General features: G+C 68.4%; 13 protein-coding genes and 1 rRNA gene. 13 read left to right on the top strand and 1 reads right to left on the bottom strand.

The window, feature by feature from the left end:
* Window positions 1-27 precede the first annotated feature (27 nt).
* The 4 genes from DK368_RS12110 to DK368_RS12095 all read left to right on the top strand — a co-directional run bounded on the left by DK368_RS12110 (window position 28) and on the right by DK368_RS12095 (window position 5267).
* Window positions 28-714 carry an SDR family oxidoreductase gene (locus tag DK368_RS12110; RefSeq protein WP_114394226.1) on the top strand — a complete coding sequence of 229 codons (687 nt, stop codon included), beginning with the start codon at window positions 28-30 and terminating at the stop codon, window positions 712-714.
* Window positions 715-736: 22 nt separating this feature from the next.
* Window positions 737-1366: a 2-hydroxychromene-2-carboxylate isomerase gene (locus DK368_RS12105; RefSeq protein WP_240002473.1), complete on the top strand. Its 630-nt coding sequence runs from the start codon at window positions 737-739 to the stop codon at window positions 1364-1366.
* 95 nt (window positions 1367-1461) lie between these two features.
* A complete protein-coding gene (locus DK368_RS12100; RefSeq protein WP_205028202.1) occupies window positions 1462-3450 on the top strand; it encodes a S9 family peptidase in 1989 nt (662 codons plus the stop codon).
* A 209-nt stretch (window positions 3451-3659) separates the two neighbouring features.
* On the top strand, window positions 3660-5267 hold the full coding sequence (locus DK368_RS12095; RefSeq protein ID WP_114394225.1) for a carboxyl transferase domain-containing protein: 1608 nt from the start codon (window positions 3660-3662) through the stop codon (window positions 5265-5267).
* A 41-nt stretch (window positions 5268-5308) separates the two neighbouring features.
* Here the strand turns inward: DK368_RS12095 and DK368_RS12090 are convergent, their stop codons facing one another.
* Window positions 5309-6040, bottom strand: a complete 732-nt coding sequence (locus DK368_RS12090; RefSeq protein ID WP_114394224.1) for a hypothetical protein — start codon at window positions 6038-6040, stop codon at window positions 5309-5311.
* Between the two features lie 138 nt (window positions 6041-6178).
* On the opposite strand from DK368_RS12090, the gene DK368_RS12085 reads away from it, so the two are divergent.
* The 9 genes from DK368_RS12085 to DK368_RS12045 all read left to right on the top strand — a co-directional run.
* The gene (locus tag DK368_RS12085; RefSeq protein WP_114394223.1) at window positions 6179-6964 is read left to right on the top strand and encodes an enoyl-CoA hydratase/isomerase family protein; all 786 of its coding nucleotides are present in this window, start codon (window positions 6179-6181) and stop codon (window positions 6962-6964) included.
* Between the two features lie 318 nt (window positions 6965-7282).
* On the top strand, window positions 7283-8971 hold the full coding sequence (locus DK368_RS12080) for a methyl-accepting chemotaxis protein (RefSeq protein ID WP_162306010.1): 1689 nt from the start codon (window positions 7283-7285) through the stop codon (window positions 8969-8971).
* 119 nt (window positions 8972-9090) lie between these two features.
* Entirely contained in the window at window positions 9091-10809 is a 1719-nt protein-coding gene (locus DK368_RS12075) for a monovalent cation:proton antiporter-2 (CPA2) family protein (RefSeq protein ID WP_114394221.1), read from the top strand.
* A 29-nt stretch (window positions 10810-10838) separates the two neighbouring features.
* On the top strand, window positions 10839-12839 hold the full coding sequence (locus tag DK368_RS12070; protein WP_114394220.1) for an acetyl/propionyl/methylcrotonyl-CoA carboxylase subunit alpha: 2001 nt from the start codon (window positions 10839-10841) through the stop codon (window positions 12837-12839).
* The gene (locus tag DK368_RS12065; RefSeq protein WP_114394219.1) at window positions 12836-13450 is read left to right on the top strand and encodes a class I SAM-dependent methyltransferase; all 615 of its coding nucleotides are present in this window, start codon (window positions 12836-12838) and stop codon (window positions 13448-13450) included. Before DK368_RS12070 ends, DK368_RS12065 begins: the two co-directional genes overlap by 4 nt.
* 87 nt (window positions 13451-13537) lie before the next feature.
* On the top strand, window positions 13538-14434 hold the full coding sequence (locus DK368_RS12060) for a hydroxymethylglutaryl-CoA lyase (RefSeq protein ID WP_114394218.1): 897 nt from the start codon (window positions 13538-13540) through the stop codon (window positions 14432-14434).
* Between the two features lie 108 nt (window positions 14435-14542).
* A complete protein-coding gene (locus DK368_RS12055; RefSeq protein ID WP_114394217.1) occupies window positions 14543-14884 on the top strand; it encodes an acyl carrier protein in 342 nt (113 codons plus the stop codon).
* 102 nt (window positions 14885-14986) lie between these two features.
* Window positions 14987-15412, top strand: coding sequence for a DUF1489 family protein (locus DK368_RS12050; RefSeq protein ID WP_114394216.1), 426 nt, complete (start codon window positions 14987-14989; stop codon window positions 15410-15412).
* A 778-nt stretch (window positions 15413-16190) separates the two neighbouring features.
* Window positions 16191-16296, top strand: a 16S ribosomal RNA gene (locus DK368_RS12045); the annotation flags it as partial.

Raw genomic sequence — 16296 nt, 5'->3', positions numbered from 1 at the left:
GACCATCGCAGAGTCAGGACAAGATCCATGCCGACCGTCATCGTCACCGGAGCCAACCGCGGGATCGGGCTGGAGTTCGCCCGCCAGTACGCCGCGGATGGCTGGCGCGTCATCGCCACCTGCCGCCGTCCCGACGAGGCGGCAACCCTCAAGGCCATTGCCGGGGTCGAGGTCCATACGCTCGATGTGGGCGATGCCACGGCCATCCAGGGCTTCGCCGCGGCCCTGGCCGGGGAGCGGGTCGACCTGCTGCTCAACAATGCCGGGATCTTCGGTCCCGACCATCCCCGCCAGTCCAAGGACGGGATCGACCCGGAGGGCTGGCTGCAGACCTTGCGCATCAATGCCCTGGCGCCGGTGCTGCTGACCCTGGCTCTGCGCGACAACCTGGCCAAGGCCGAGGCGCCGAAGGTGGCCACCGTCAGCAGCCAGCTGGGCAGCATCGGGGAGAACGGCTCCGGCGGCATGTACGCCTATCGCGCCTCCAAGGCCGCCATCAATGCCGGCAACCGCAGCTTGGCGGTGGACCTGAAGGAGCGCAACATCGCCTGCGTCGTCCTGCATCCCGGTTGGGTCCAGACCGATATGGGCGGGGCCAATGCGCCGGTGAAGCCGGCGGACAGTGTGGCCGGCATGCGACGGGTCATCGCCCGCATCGGGCTGGACGACAGCGGCTGCTTCTATGGCTATGACGGGCGTGAAATCCCGTGGTGAGACCAGGCCCGGAGAACGGGCGATGATGATGGGCGAGGGGGTGGCGATGCCGGAACCGATCAGCTTCTATTTCGACTTCGCGTCCCCTTACGCCTATCTGGCGGCCACGCAGATCGAGGCCATGGCCGACCGCTGCGGCCGCGCCGTCGACTGGCGCCCCATCCTGCTGGGGGCGGTGTTCAAGTCCACGGGCAGCCAGCCGTTGCTGCAGGTGCCGCTGAAAGGCCCGTATCTGCAGCGGGATGTGCCGCGTTTCGCCCGGCTGCTGCATGTGCCGCTGCACATGCCCTTGCCGGTGCCCTTCGCCGCGCTGGCCGCGGCGCGGGGCGTCTACTGGCTGCTGGACCGGGGCGATGCCCATCGGGCCAAGGCCTTCGCCCTGGCCGTATTCCAGGCCCATTGGGCCGACGGGCGCGACATGGCCCTGCCCGAGAATGTGCTGGATGTGGCCGCCGGGCTGGAGATCGACCGCGCCGCCCTGGAGGCGGGCATGACCGATCCGGCGGTCAAGCAGCGGCTGCGCCAGGAAACCGACGACGCCATCGCCCGCGGCGTCTTCGGTGCCCCCTTCTTCATCGTCGATGGCGAGCCGTTCTGGGGCGTGGATCGTCTGCCCCAGCTCGAGCGCTGGCTGCAGACCGGCGGCTGGTGAGTCCGTCCGGTTGCGACAGGTCTTGCTCCGGGACTGCAACCGGTTAGTCTGCCGGGAACAGGTCCGTCAGGATCGGTGGAACAGGAAGGCAAGACGTGAAGAACCGGACTTTGTGGGTGCGGGCCGCCCTGGTGGCACTGGGACTCGGCACGGCGATGCCGCTGGTGATGGCGGCGGCCCAGGCACAGACGACGCCCGCGGTCCAGCGGGTCGAGCGCGGCAATCTGGTGACGGAGAATCTGCCGGAATTCGACGCGGTCCTGTCCGACCGGCTGCGCGCCTATCTTAACGCCCGCTCGGCCAGCGTCGTCGATTGGACGGCGGATGGAAAAGGGCTGCTGATCTCCACCCGCTTCGGGGAAACGGGGCAGTTGCATCTGGTGACCCAGTCCATGGGCGCGCGCACCCAGCTGACCTTCGCCGAGGAGCCGGTGGGCAACGGCGCCTTCCAGCCCGGCGGCAGCAAACTGGTCTATGTCTGGGACAAGGGCGGCAGCGAGAATTTCCAGCTGTTCCAGCTGGACCCGGCCACCGGCGCCACCACGCTGCTGACCGACGGCAAGTCGCGCAACCAGACCTTCCGCTGGTCGCACAAGGGCGACCGCATCGCCTTCAGCAGCACGCGCCGCGACGACAAGAACACCGACATCTATGTGGCCGCACCCGAGCAGGTCCGCACCGTCCAGCCGCTGCTGGCCGACACCGGCAGCTTCAGCCCGGTGGCCTGGTCCCAGGATGACGGCCGACTGCTGATCGGCCAGTATGTCTCCGTCGCCCGCGCCATGCTCTATGTGGTCGACACCCGCACCGGCGAGCGCACCCGGATCAAGCCGGACAAGGATGTCTATCTGGGCGGCGTCGGTTTCAGCCCGGATGGCAAGGGCGTGTTCCTGATCTCCGACGAGGAGGGGGAATACCGCAAGCTCGGCCTGCATGATCTGGCCAGCAACAGCACGCGCTGGATTTCCGGCGATCTGAACTGGGACGTGGAAGAGGCGGAACTGGCCGACACCGGCAAGACCCTGGCCTATGTGGTGAACGAGGGCGGCTGGTCCACCCTGCATCTGGTCGACACGAAGACCCTGAAGCCGCTGAAGGCGCCGGTTCTGCCCAAGGGCATCGTCACCGGACTGAAGTTCAGCCCCGACGGCACAAGGCTGGCCGTCAGCATCTCCCGTCCCACCGCGCCCAGCGACGTGTTCGTGGCCGACCTGAAGTCCGGTGCCGTCGAGCAGTGGACGCGCAGCGAGGTCGGCGGCCTCAACACCGACGGCTTCGCCGATGCCAGCATCATCCAGTATCCCAGCTTCGATCAGGTGGACGGCAAGCCGCGGTCGATCCCGGCCGTGGTCTACCGCCCCAAGGCGGCCAAGGCCGGTGCCCGGCTGCCGGTCATCGTCAGCATCCATGGCGGGCCGGAGGGGCAGAGCCGTCCCGGCTTCAGCAGCACCATCCAGTTCTGGGCCAACGAACTGGGCGCCGTGGTCATCGCCCCCAACGTCCGCGGCTCGGAAGGCTACGGCAAGACCTACCTGTCGCTGGACAACGGCTTCAAGCGCGAGGACAGCGTCAAGGACATCGGCGCGCTGCTGGACTGGATCGCCACCCAGCCGGATCTGGACCCGGCCCGCGTGGTGGTGGCCGGCGGGTCCTATGGCGGCTACATGACGCTGGCCAGCATGACCCATTACAATGACCGCTTCGCCGGTGGGGCCAGCACGGTCGGCATCTCCAACTTCGTCACCTTCCTGGAAAGCACCGCCCCCTACCGCCGCGACCTGCGGCGGCCGGAATATGGCGATGAGCGCGATCCGGCCATGCGCGACTTCCTGCAGAAGATCTCGCCGCTGACCAATGTAAGCAAGATCAGCAAGCCGATGCTGATCATTCAGGGCAAGAACGACCCCCGCGTCCCCGTCGGCGAGGCCGAGCAGATGGTGGCCGGCATCCGCAAGAATGGCGGCGACGTCTGGTATGTGCTGGCCCTGGACGAAGGGCACGGCTTCAGGAAGAAGTCCAACCAGTTCTACGGTTCCATGGCCCAGGCCATGTTCTTCCGCAAGCTGTTCGGGCCGGCGGGGTAAAGGAACCGGTCCCTGGGCGCCGTGTCCGCATGGACGGGCGCCCGGGGACCCGCGGGATCGAGGTGCCGGTCTGCGGCTCCCGGACCCGCCGCCTGCGTGGAGGATGACGCCGAACGGGCTGGACCGCGCTCGGCTGCCCGTGCAATCTCGCGCCCCAACGTTCCAATGCAGGACCGGCGACCGCACGCCGGCCGCCCAAGGGAGAGACCATGCCCGTCCTGTCCACCAGCATCGACCGGCGCAGCCCGGACTTCGCGGACAATGCCGCCGCCCTGTCGGCCCAGGTGGCCGATCTCAAGGCCGTGGTGGCGACGATCAAACAGGGCGGCGGGGAGAAGGCGCGCGACAAGCATCTGGCCCGCGGCAAGCTGCTGCCGCGCGACCGCGTCCGCTACCTGCTGGACCCCGGCGCGCCCTTCCTGGAACTGAGCCAGCTGGCCGCGCACAAGGTCTATGAGGATGCCGTGCCCGCGGCCGGCATCCTGACCGGCATCGGCCGTGTCGCCGGGCAGGAATGCGTGATCGTGGCCAATGACGCCACGGTCAAGGGCGGCACCTATTATCCGCTGACGGTGAAGAAGCATCTGCGGGCGCAGGAGATCGCCCGCGAGAACAATCTGCCCTGCCTGTATCTGGTGGACAGCGGCGGCGCCAATCTGCCGAACCAGGACGAGGTGTTCCCGGACAAGGAGCATTTCGGCCGCATCTTCTACAACCAGGCCACCATGAGCGCTGCCGGTATTCCGCAGATCGCGCTAGTCATGGGCAGCTGCACTGCCGGCGGCGCCTATGTGCCGGCCATGGCCGACGAGAGCATCATTGTCAAGGGGCAGGGCACCATCTTCCTGGGCGGTCCGCCGCTGGTGAAGGCCGCCACCGGCGAGGTGGTCAGCGCCGAGGATCTGGGCGGGGCCGATGTGCATACGCGCCTGTCCGGCGTGGCCGACCATTACGCCCAGGACGACCGCCACGCCCTGGCCCTGGCGCGGCAGATCGTCGGTCATCTGAACCGGCGCAAGCACCCGGAGGTGAGCCTGGCCGAACCGCGGGAGCCGCTCTACCCGGCGGAGGAGCTGTACGGGCTGATCCCGGCCGACACCCGCAAACCCTATGATGTGCGCGAGGTCATCGCCCGCATCGTTGACGGCTCGGAACTGGACGAGTTCAAGGCCAATTACGGCACCACCCTGGTCTGCGGCTTCGCCCGCATCATGGGCTATCCCGTCGGCATCATCGCCAACAACGGCATCCTGTTCAGCGAAAGCGCCCTGAAGGGCGCGCATTTCGTCGAGCTGTGCTGCCAGCGCGGCATTCCGCTGGTGTTCCTGCAGAACATCACCGGCTTCATGGTCGGCCGGAAGTACGAAAATGCCGGCATCGCCAAGGATGGCGCCAAGCTGGTGACGGCGGTGGCCTGCGCCGCCGTGCCGAAATTCACCGTGGTCATCGGCGGCAGCTTCGGCGCCGGCAATTACGGCATGTGCGGCCGCGCCTTCGGCCCGCGGTTTCTTTATATGTGGCCGAACGCCCGTATCAGCGTCATGGGCGGGGAGCAGGCGGCGAGCGTGCTGGCCACGGTCCGCCGCGACGGGCTGGAAGCCCAGGGCAAAGCCTGGAGCGCCGAGGAGGAGGATGCCTTCAAGGCTCCGATCCGCCGGCAGTATGAGGAGCAGGGCCATCCCTACTATGCCAGCGCCCGCCTGTGGGACGATGGCATCATCGATCCGGCGGATACCCGCATGGTGCTGGGCCTGTCCATCAGCGCCAGCCTGAACGCCCCCATCCCGAAGACGAGTTTCGGCGTGTTCCGGATGTGAGGGCCGGCCGTGCCGTGCGGTCCCGGCCGGCCCTGACGGGCTCAGATTCCGGCGCCGGCCATGTAGCCGCGGCGGGCATCGATGCCGACGGTGTCGCCGTCCTGGTGGGTGTTGCGGCCGGCGGCCGCCTTCTGGGCCGTGGCGGCGTCGGGGCGTGCGCGCTGCCATTCCCGTCCGCGCAGGTCGCCGGCTCCCGCATCGCTGCCGGTGCCGGCGGCCTTGGCGGCGTCGGCGGTGCGCCGCTGTCTGGCGGCGCCGCGGGCGGCCTGGCGCCATTCGCTTTCCGCCACCCGGGGGCGGCCTTCCGGCTGGCCGCCGCGGGTCAGGGGGTCGAGATGCATGGTCGTGTCCTCCTCTTCCTCGTCTTCCATGATCCAGGCGCCGGAACGGGTGCGGAAGCCCCCGCCGGTCCGGACCGCATCCTCTCCGGGATGTCCGGATGCATGATGGTCGGTCAGCAGCGCCGCGGACAAGGCGAAAAGGCCGTACCCCGCCAGGGCGGCCCGCACCGGGGCCGGTTCCTCATCCAGCATCCAGGCGGCGGACAGGAAGGCGGCTCCCTCCAGCGCATCCAGGGCCAGATGGGCGCCCATGGGCAGCAGCGGATAGGCGCCGCGCTCGTAATCGGTCAGGTGGGCATAGGCCAGGGTTCCGGCCGCCGCCGCATCCATGAGATGGCGGGGGCGGCCGTGCCAGCCCATGGCCCGGGGCAGGCCATAGAGCAGTGCGGCGGAGGCATAGTCGAGCCAACCATGGGTGCGGGTCGAGATCATGGCAGCGGGTATCCCGATACGGCTTGGTTTCCAGACGCAGCATCAACCCGCGGGCACAAGGCGGGTTCCCGCCGCCCGCCGGGCCGGCTATAGCAAGGGCAATATCAGAAGATCGGGCCGAAGCCCGGGGGAGGGTCCATGAGTGAGAGCGTGCGGATCAGCACAGACGCCCGCGGTGTCGCCTGCGTGACCCTGAACCGGCCGACCGTCCACAACGCCTTCAATGACGCGGTCATTGCCCGCCTGACGGAGATCTTCCGCGACCTGGGCGCGGACCGGTCCGTTCGGCTGGTGCAGCTGCGCGGCGCCGGCGCCAGCTTCAGTGCCGGCGCCGATCTGTCCTGGATGCAGCGCATGGCCGGGTTCGGGCGGGAGGAGAACCGGGAGGACGCCCTGGCGCTGGCCACCATGCTGCGCACATTGAACGAGATGCCGAAGCCCACGCTGGCCGTCGTCCAGGGGCCGGCGCTGGCCGGGGGCTGCGGGCTGGTCGCCGCCTGCGACATCGCCATCGCCGCCGAGACGGCGTTGTTCGGGCTGACGGAGGTGCGGCTGGGCCTGATCCCGGCCACTATCGGTCCCTATGTCGCCGCCGCCATCGGGCCGCGCGCCTGCCGCCGCTATTTCCTGACCGGGGAACGGTTCGATGCGGCGGAGGCGCACCGGCTGGGGCTGGTGCAGGCGCTGGTGCCGCCGGACCGGCTGGAGCAGACGGCGGCGGTGCTGACCGACAGTCTGTTGGCGGGCGGACCGCGGGCCCAGGCCGCGGCCAAGGCGCTGATCGCCGCCATCGCCTTCCGTCCCATGGACGACGCGCTGGTGGCCGATACGGCGGAGCGGATCGCCGATGCCCGCGCCAGTGCCGAAGGGCGCGAAGGCATTGCCAGCTTCCTGGAGCGACGCCGGCCTTCCTGGCAGCTCTGATGCACCCGGAGGGGGCCGGACGCTTGTCCTGGCTTTGAACCATCCCGGATCGGGCGGTTCCCGCATCCACGTGGGTTCCCGCGCCTGCGCGCACCGTGCGCCCGCGTCTGCCGGTCTGACGGCATCTTTATGTGTGCTGTGGGATCATTAAAACTGTGTCTCGGCAGAAGCGCCGAGCAAAGGGATAGTTGTCCTTAGAATCAGCGGCTTAGCTGCCCTATCAGAACGATTGTGAACCGACGGATAGATTGTTGATTGCGTTCCATGGGGTTAGGTGACGGGTACAGGTTGTCGGGCATATGTCCCAGGGAGAGAAAAATGATTCTCGTTTCGAAGTTGAAGATCACGGGCAAGATCTACGCTGTTGTGGCGCTTCTGGCCCTGGTGGCGGTGGTCGTCGGCGTTGTCTCCGCGATCCAGCTTCGGGCGTTCAACACGGAGGTCGCCATCATCCAGAATGCCGCCGAGCGCGCCCGCATCGGTGAGCAGGTCAACACGCTGATCATGGCCGTGGTCATGGATTCCCGCGGCGTCTACATGGCGAAGGAGAAGGCCGACGCCGAGAAATTCGGCAAGCCGCTGCTGGCCAATCTCGACAAGCTGGATGAGTTGATGGCGCGGTGGAAGCAGATGACCCCCGCTTCCGAACAGGACGATATGAAGGCGGCGCTGGAGCAGGTGGCCGCCTTCCGGGTGAAGCGGGTGGAAACCGTCCGTCTGGGCATCGAAGAGGGTGGCCCGGCGGCCCGTGTCTTCGGCGACAACGATGCCAACCGGGCCTCGCGCAAAGCCCTGAACGCCGCCATCGAAAAGCTGGCCGCCAACAATGCCAGGGATGTTGCTGAGGGTGCCCAGGCCGTGCATGCCGCCTACAAGGGGGGCCTCTGGACCATCGCCCTGATCGTTCTGGGCGGTGTTGCCGGTGGTGTCGCTCTGTCGAGCCTGGTGTCTGCGCGGGAAATTGCCGGTCCTGTCCGCCGGATCACTCTCTGCACCGGGGAGATGGCACGGGGCAATCTGGCGGTCACCGTCCCGGGACAGGATAAGCATGACGAGATCGGCGAGATGGCGCGCTCGATCGAGATCTTCCGGGCCGGGCTGGAGGAGGCCAACCGCCTCAGCGCCCAGCAGGCCGCCGAGCAGGCCGAGAAGGAGCGCCGGGCCGCCACCCTGGAAAAGCTGCTGGAAACGTTCGACAGCACGGCGACCGGTGTGCTGGGGGCTGTCGCCCAGGCGGCGGAAACCATGGGGGCAACGGCGCAGGACATGGCCTCGCTGGCCGAACAGACCAATGACCAGGCCATGGCGTCCGCCTCGGCGGCGGAACAGACCTCGGCCAATGTCCAGACCGTGGCCGCCGCCACCGAGGAAATGGCGGCCTCCATCCAGGAGATCAGCCGCCAGGTGGCGCACAATACCCGCATCGCCACCGAGGCCGTGGCCCAGGCGCGGGAAACCGGCAACACCGTGTCCGGTCTCAGCGAGGCGGTGCAGCGCATCGGCACCGTGGTGCAACTGATCAACTCCATCGCCAGCCAGACCAACCTGCTGGCGCTGAACGCCACCATCGAGGCGGCCCGTGCCGGCGAGGCCGGCAAGGGCTTCGCCGTGGTGGCCGGCGAGGTCAAGGCTCTGGCCACGCAGACCGCCAAGGCCACGGAGGAGATTTCGCAGCAGATCGGCAGCATCCAGACGGCGACGCATGGCACGGTCGAAGCGATGCAGACCATCGGCCAGACCATCGGTTCCATCAGTGAGGTGTCCGCTGCCATCGCTGCCGCCATTGAGGAGCAGAATGCGACGACCTCCGAGATCACGCGCAGCGTGCAGCAGGCGGCCGAAGGCACCCAGATGGTCAGCCGCAATGTCTCCCTGGTCAGCGGAGCCGCCACGCGGACCGGCGAGGCTGCGGGTGACGTGCTCCGCTCCGCCTCGGAACTGGCCGGACAGAGCGATCTGCTGCGCCGCGAGGTGGAAGGTTTCCTGAAGGGTATCCGCTCCGCCTGAGCGGACGGTTCCGCCGAATTGTGGGGGCGCTGGCGATCAGCGCCCCTTTTTTTCTCGCCCGGCGTCCGGAATGCTCTACCCTCCCGGCCAAAAATGCAGGCCCGCCGGAGAGGATAGCGATGCCGGATGTCCATCACGCCACACTGCCCTTTGTTCAGGAGGCTTTGCTGTTCCTGACCACGGGGGTGCTGGCCATCCTGGTCCTCTACCGGTTGCGACTCAGTCCCGTCCTGGGATATCTCGCCGCCGGTCTGGTGATCGGGCCATCCGGCCTTGAGCTGGTTGCCAATGTGGAGGATGTCAGGGCCTTCGCCGAACTCGGTGTGGTGTTTCTGCTGTTCCTCATCGGCCTTGAGCTCTCGGTGGAGCGCCTGACGGCCATGCGTCGCTGGGTGTTCGGGCTGGGGACGGGACAGGTCTTGCTCAGCGGGTTTGCCATCGGCGGCATCGCTCTGCTGGCCGGCGTGCCGCCGGCGGCGGCCATCGTCCTCGGCGCCTGTCTGGCCCTGTCCTCCACCGCCGTCGTGGTTCAGCTGCTGGTCGAGCGGGGCGAGGTGGCATCGCCTGCCGGACGCCTGACTTTCGCTGTCCTGCTGCTTCAGGATCTGGCCGTGGTGCCCATCCTGTTGCTGGTCGAGGTTCTGGCCTCCCCCGGCGACCAGTCGATCGGCATCACCCTGGCCCTGGCGGTGGGCAAGGCCGGTCTTGCCGTGGTCCTGATCCTGCTGATCGGGCGCTTCACGCTGGAGCCGCTGCTGCGGCAGGTGGCGCTGACGCGCAGCGCCGAGTTGTTCACGGCGACGGCCCTGCTGATCGTGCTGGGTACCGGCTGGGCCACCAATCTGGCGGGGCTGTCCGCCGCCCTGGGCGCCTTCCTGGCCGGTCTTGTTCTTGCCGGAACGGAATTCCGGCATCAGGTCGAATCCGACATCCAGCCCTTCAAGGGGTTGCTGCTGGGCCTGTTCTTCCTGACCGTCGGTCTGGGCATCGACCTGCACGCCATCGCCGGCCAGCTCGGCTGGATCCTGCTGTGCGTGGTCGGCCTGATCCTGGTCAAGGCCTCCGTCGCCGCCATCCTTGCCCGTGCCTTGGGCGCGACCAGCGCCGTGGCGCTGCGCACGGGGCTGCTGCTGGGCGAGGGAGGGGAATTCGCCTTTGTCGTCATCAGTACGGCTCTGGGCCTGCGCCTGCTGACGCCGGACCTGTCCCAGATGATGTTCGCCGTCGTCGGCCTGTCGATCATGGTGACGCCGTTCCTGCCCGGGATCGCGGACCGTCTGGTCAAGCTGCTGCCGGCGCCCGCGGACAGTGAGGAGGGGGCGCGCGAGGGGGAGCAGCTGTCCGGTCATGTCATCGTCTGCGGCTTCGGCCGCGTCGGGCGGACCGTGGCCCAGCTGCTGGCCGGCCAGCAGGTGCCGTTCGTCGCCCTGGACACCAATCCGGAGCTGGTGCGGCAGATGCGGGCCGACGGTCTGCCGCTGCATTTCGGTGATGGCAGCCGTCCGGATGTGCTGCGCCATCTCTGCATCGACAAGGCGTCGGCCGTCATCGTCACCCTGGACCAGCCGGCGGCCGCCGAGCGCACGGTGGCGGCCATCCGCCGTCACTGGCCGGAGCTGCGGGTCTTCGCCCGCTCCCGCGACCGCGCCCATGCCACCATCCTGGAACAGATGGGCGTGGCGGGTGTGGTGCCCGAAACCTTTGAAAGCAGTGTGACCCTGGCCCGGGGTGCCCTGGAGGCGCTGGGCGTGCCGTCGGTGGCCGTCGAAGAACTGGTGACGCGCTATCGGGAATCCGCTACCACCAGCAAGCCGGGAACCGGCAACAAGACGGCCTGAACAAGAACGGGGCCGATGAGGGAGGAAGGATGTTCCGGACATTGCTGATCGCAAACCGGGGCGAGATCGCCTGTCGTGTCATCCGCACGGCCCGCCGCCTGGGCATACGGACGGTGGCGGTCTGCTCCACGGCCGACCGCGATGCGCGGCATGTGGCCATGGCCGACCGGGCCGTGGAGATCGGGCCGGCCGCGGCCCGTGACAGCTATCTGCGCATCGAGGCCGTGCTCGACGCCTGCCGCCGCAGCGGTGCCGAGGCCGTGCATCCCGGCTATGGCTTCCTGTCGGAAAATGCCGCCTTCGCCGAGGCCTGCGCCGGAGCCGGTCTGGTCTTCGTCGGCCCGCCGGCCGCCGCCATCCGCGCCATGGGCGGCAAGTCCGAGGCCAAGGCCCTGATGCAGGCCGCCGGGGTGCCGCTGGTGCCCGGCTACCATGGGGAGGAGCAGGACCCGGCGCGGCTGGCGCAGGAGGCGGATCGGATCGGCTATCCCGTGCTGATCAAGGCCAGCGCCGGCGGCGGCGGCAAGGGCATGAAGGTGGCTGCCGGCGCGGCTGAGTTCCCCGACCAGCTGGCCAGCGCCCGGCGCGAGGCCAAGGCCGCCTTCGGCGACGACCGGGTGCTGATCGAGCGCTATCTCGCCCGGCCCCGCCATGTGGAGATCCAGGTCTTCGCCGATGGTCACGGCCAGTGCGTCCATCTGTTCGAGCGCGACTGCTCGATCCAGCGCCGGCACCAGAAGGTGGTGGAGGAGGCGCCGGCCCCCGGCATGGACCCGGCGCTGCGCCGGCGCATGGGCGAGGCGGCGGTGGCCGCTGCCCGCGCCATCGGCTATGTCGGCGCCGGCACGGTGGAATTCCTGCTGGATGAGGATGGTCGCTTCTACTTCATGGAGATGAACACCCGGCTGCAGGTGGAGCATCCCGTGACCGAGATGATCACCGGCCAGGATCTGGTGGAGTGGCAGCTGCGTGTGGCCGCCGGTGAGCCGCTGCCCCTGCCGCAGGAACAGCTGTCCATCGGCGGCCATGCCATCGAGGCCCGCATTTACGCCGAAGACCCGGCCAAGGGCTTCCTGCCGCAGACGGGAACGCTGCACCATCTGCGCTTCCCGGTAGAGGATGCGCATGTGCGGGTCGAAACCGGGGTGCGCCCGGGCGATGGCATCTCCATCCATTACGATCCCATGATCGCCAAGCTGGTGGTCTGGGATCGGGACCGGCCCGCCGCCGTGCGCCGGCTGTCCGCCGCGCTGGCGCAAACGGAGATCGCTGGTCTGACGACCAATGTGCCGTTCCTGGCCGCCATCGCCGGCCATCCGGCCTTCGCCGCCGCGGCGCTGGACACCCGCTTCATCGACCGGCACGAGGCCGATCTGCTGCCGGCCGCGCGGGCGGTGCCCGCGTTGGCGGTGCGGCTGGCGGCGCTGGGCTTGCTGCTTGACCGGGCGCAGGCCGCGCGCGCCACGCTGGCGACCAGCGCGGACCCCTGGAGCCCGTGGGGCGGCACCGACGGCTGGCGGCTCGACGCGCCCGCCGAGGACGGCGTGGCGCTGCGCGCGGCCGATGGCACCGACCATGTCCTGGATCTGACCTATGCCGCCGATGGCTATCATCTCCGGGATGCCGGCGGCGATGTGCCGCTGCGGGGGGCGCTGACAGCCGATGGGCGGCTGGCGGCGGAGGTGGACGGCCTGACCGTCAAGGCCGGCTGGGTTCGCCTCGGTGCCGAGATCATCCTGTTCCTGGAGGGGGACACGCACCGCTTCCATCTGCTGGAGCCGCTGGCCGCCGCCGGCGATGAGGCGGCCGGGGCCGGCCGGCTGACGGCGCCCATGCCGGGCAAGGTCATCGCTGTGCTGGTGACAGTGGGAACGGCGGTGGAGAAGGGTCAGGCACTGCTGGTGCTGGAGGCCATGAAGATGGAACACACCATCAAGGCGCCGGCGGCTGGGACCGTGGTCCGTTACCGGTACGGGGTGGGCGACCAGGTGCCGGACGGTGCCGAACTGATCGAGATGGAGGCGGCATGACCAGCAGCGCGGACAGGTTCTGGGACGAGCGCTACAGCCAGCCCGGCTATCTCTACGGCACCGAGCCTAACGCCTTCCTGCGCGGTCAGGCCTGGCGGTTTCCCGCCACGGGGGCTGCCCTGTCGGTGGCCGATGGCGAGGGGCGGAACGGGGTGTTCCTGGCCGAGTCCGGCCTGGCGGTGACAACGGTCGACGGGGCGGCGGTCGGGGTGGAGAAGGCGCGGGCTCTGGCCCGGCAGCGCGGTGTGGACCTGCGGGCCGAGCATGCCGACCTGTTCGCCTGGGACTGGCCGGAGGCCGCGTTCGATCTGGCCGTGTCGATCTTCCTGCATCTGCCGGAGCCGCAGCGGCAGCTGCTGCACCGGCATCTGGTGCGGGCGCTGAAACCCGGCGGCTTGCTGCTGTTGCAGGCCTACCGGCCGGATCAGATCGGGCGCGGCACCGGAGGGCCGCCGGACCGGGCGCTGACCTACACTGCCGACCTGCTATCGGCCGACTTCGCCGGTCTCCAGCGGATCGAATTGTTGGAAGGGGAGGCCTGGATCGAGGAGGGCAGCGGGCACCGCGGCATGAGCGCGGTGATTCAGCTGGTGGCGCGCAAGCCGGGCTGACCGGCGGACCGGGGGCGCGCGTGCAGGCATCGGGCCGGGACCTTCCGTGGCAGACTGCGGACAGGCGCCGGGCACAGGGAGGAAACAATGACGGCGGTGCGTATCGTGGAGGTCGGCCCGCGCGACGGGTTGCAGAATGAGCCGGCGCCCCTGGCGCTGGAGGCGCGGATCGCGCTGATCGACCGTCTGTCGGCCACCGGTCTCGCCAGCATCGAGGCCGGGGCCTTCGTCTCGCCGAAATGGGTGCCGCAGATGGCGGGAACGGCGGAGGTGCTGGCCGGGATCAGCCGCCGGCCCGGTGTCGCCTATCCCGTGCTGGTGCCCAACGAGACCGGGCTGGATGCGGCCCTGGCGGCCGGGGCCGGGGAGATCGCCGTGTTCGCGGCGGCGTCGGAGAGCTTCAGCCGCAAGAACATCAACTGTTCCATCGCCGAGAGTCTGACGCGCTTCCGCCCGGTGCTGTCGCGGGCACTGGCCGCCGGCGTCAAGGTCCGCGGCTATGTCTCCTGCGTCCTCGGCTGCCCCTATGAGGGGCGGGTCGAGTCGGGGGCGGTGGCCCGGGTTGCGGCCGAACTGGCGGCCCTGGGCTGTTACGAGATCAGCCTGGGCGACACCATCGGCGTCGGCACACCGCGCCAGGCCGCCGACATGGTCCGGCGTGTGGCCCGCGACGTGCCGGTCTCGCGTCTGGCCGTGCATTTCCACGACACCTATGGCCAGGCCCTGGCCAATATCCTGGCCTGTCTGGAGGCGGGGGTCGGAGTCGTCGACAGTGCCGTGGCCGGACTCGGCGGCTGCCCCTATGCCAAGGGGGCCAGCGGCAATGTGGCCACCGAGGATGTGCTCTACATGCTGGCCGGCCTCGGTCATGACACCGGGGTCGACCTCGACGCCGTGGCCGGCATCGGCGGCTGGATCAGCGCGCTCCTGGGGCGCGCCAACAGCAGCCGGGCCGGGCGGGCGCTGCTGGCCCGCTCCCAATGACGCGGACCTATCCATAAAAACCGCTTACCTCTTCTGCGCAAGAATGCGAATGTCTGCGCCGGGCTTCCCCTGCGGCGGCCCTTGTCAGCGGCGGCGTGGAGCAGGGTGGTGAGCCGGTCCATCGAAGGCGTATCCAACTGGATGCACATGTTCCGTTGGATCGTGAAGCTGATCCGGGACGAATACGGGATCGACGAGAAGCTCCTGACCCGCACGGCCGTTCTGGAAAGCGACTGTGGCCTGTCCATCGAGCAGGTGGAAGAGGTCCTGGAGGCCATTTCCGAGAGTTTCAGCATCACCTTTCCCGGCGGCACCCTGGACGAGGTGGTGAAGCTGGAAGAGCTGTGCATGCTGGCGGCCTGGCTGAAGGGGCTGTTCAAGAAGCCTGACTTCCTGTCAACCGGTTTCGAGGAGCAATGCCGGGCCTCCAACGCCACCGTCGGGGCGTGATGCCCCGCGGCCCTAATCGGTGCCGCCGCCCGGTTTGACGCTGGACGCGGCGGTGCCTCGGCGCTAGGCCTGACGGCCGGTTCCGCAGCGCAGTGCCTGATCATGACCCTCCATCTTCTTCGCCTTGCCGTTGGTGCCGACAGCCTGGAGGCCATGCGCGCCTGGCGGGCCGAGCACCAGATCGATTGGCAGGGGCGGCCTGTCGTTCCCACCTATACCCGGCGTCCCCCCAGCCGGCAGGCCGAGCTGCTGCAGGGCGGCTGCATCTACTGGGTGGTGAAAGGGTTCATCCGCTGCCGTCAGCGCTTCATCGGTTTCGATACGGTCGATGACAGTGACGGCACCAGCTATTGCCGCATGCTGATGGATCCGGAGCTGGTGGAAACCGACGCCGTGCCCAAACGCCCCTTCCAGGGCTGGCGCTATCTCAAGCCAGAGGATGCGCCGGCGGATCTGGGGGAGGGGAGGGGAGGGGGCGCCTTGCCCGAGCACCTGCTGGCCGAACTGCGGGCCTTGGGGCTGGCCTGATCCGGCGCCGGGGGAGCGAACTGTCATCGCTCTGTAAAAAACCTCTTGCCAGGGGCGGCGGGAAGGCCTACATAGCCGCTCCCCGCGGTTGGTCTGGGTTGTTGATCTGGTCTGGCGGTTGGGGTGGATCTTTGGACAAGGTGTAGCGATCTCCACGTTGGAGGGTGCGGAGTGATCCGGGTGATTCTGGATTGGTCTGGCGGGTTCTGTTGTTGCTTTTGTGGATTTGGTTGGCTGGATGGCTGGCTGAAGAAAGATGAAAAAAGCGGTTGACAGGGTCTGCGGTGGCGATTAGAAAGCCGCTCACCGACACGCCGGACGACGTTCGGCGGCGACGGTGGAGCGATCCCGAAATTCGGGGCTTGACGGCGGTAAGCTGGATGGCTAGATAAGGGGTCGAGTGCTTCGGCGGCATGGGCTGGATGGTCCGACGGTCGGGGATGCGTCCCTGGCGTGTTTTGCTGTTCGGGGTGCTGTCAAACGGAATTCGCCTCCCGCCTTGAGGATGGTCAGGGCTGATCCGGATGGATCGGTTCGCTCCTTGGTGTGGTGTGCGCTGGCTCCTTGTGGGGTCGCCGGTTCTTGGACAAGTGAAGTTGGTGTTGAGAAGGGATGCGCAGGCGGCGGATCTTTGGTTGGGCCATGTTGGTTCGATTGGGGATGCTGGCGCATGTGCATCGGGTTGGGGCTTTGGCTCTGGCCCATGTAGTTTAGCGTTGAAGTATCCCTGTCATGGAGATTGCGTTTCTGGGGTATTCCTTGGAGATGTGATCGCATCAAACCTGAGAGTTTGATCCTGGCTCAGAACGAACGCTGGCGGCAGGCCTAACACATGCAAGTCGAACGCCCCTTCGGGGGAGTGGCGCACGGGTGAGTAACACGTG

The sequence above is a fragment of the Oleisolibacter albus genome (assembly GCF_003336875.1).
GTDB classification, from domain to species: Bacteria; Pseudomonadota; Alphaproteobacteria; order Azospirillales; family Azospirillaceae; genus Niveispirillum; species Niveispirillum album.
The sequence above is the reverse complement of the archived record's forward strand: the minus strand, read 5'-3'. Positions and strand labels throughout refer to the sequence as shown.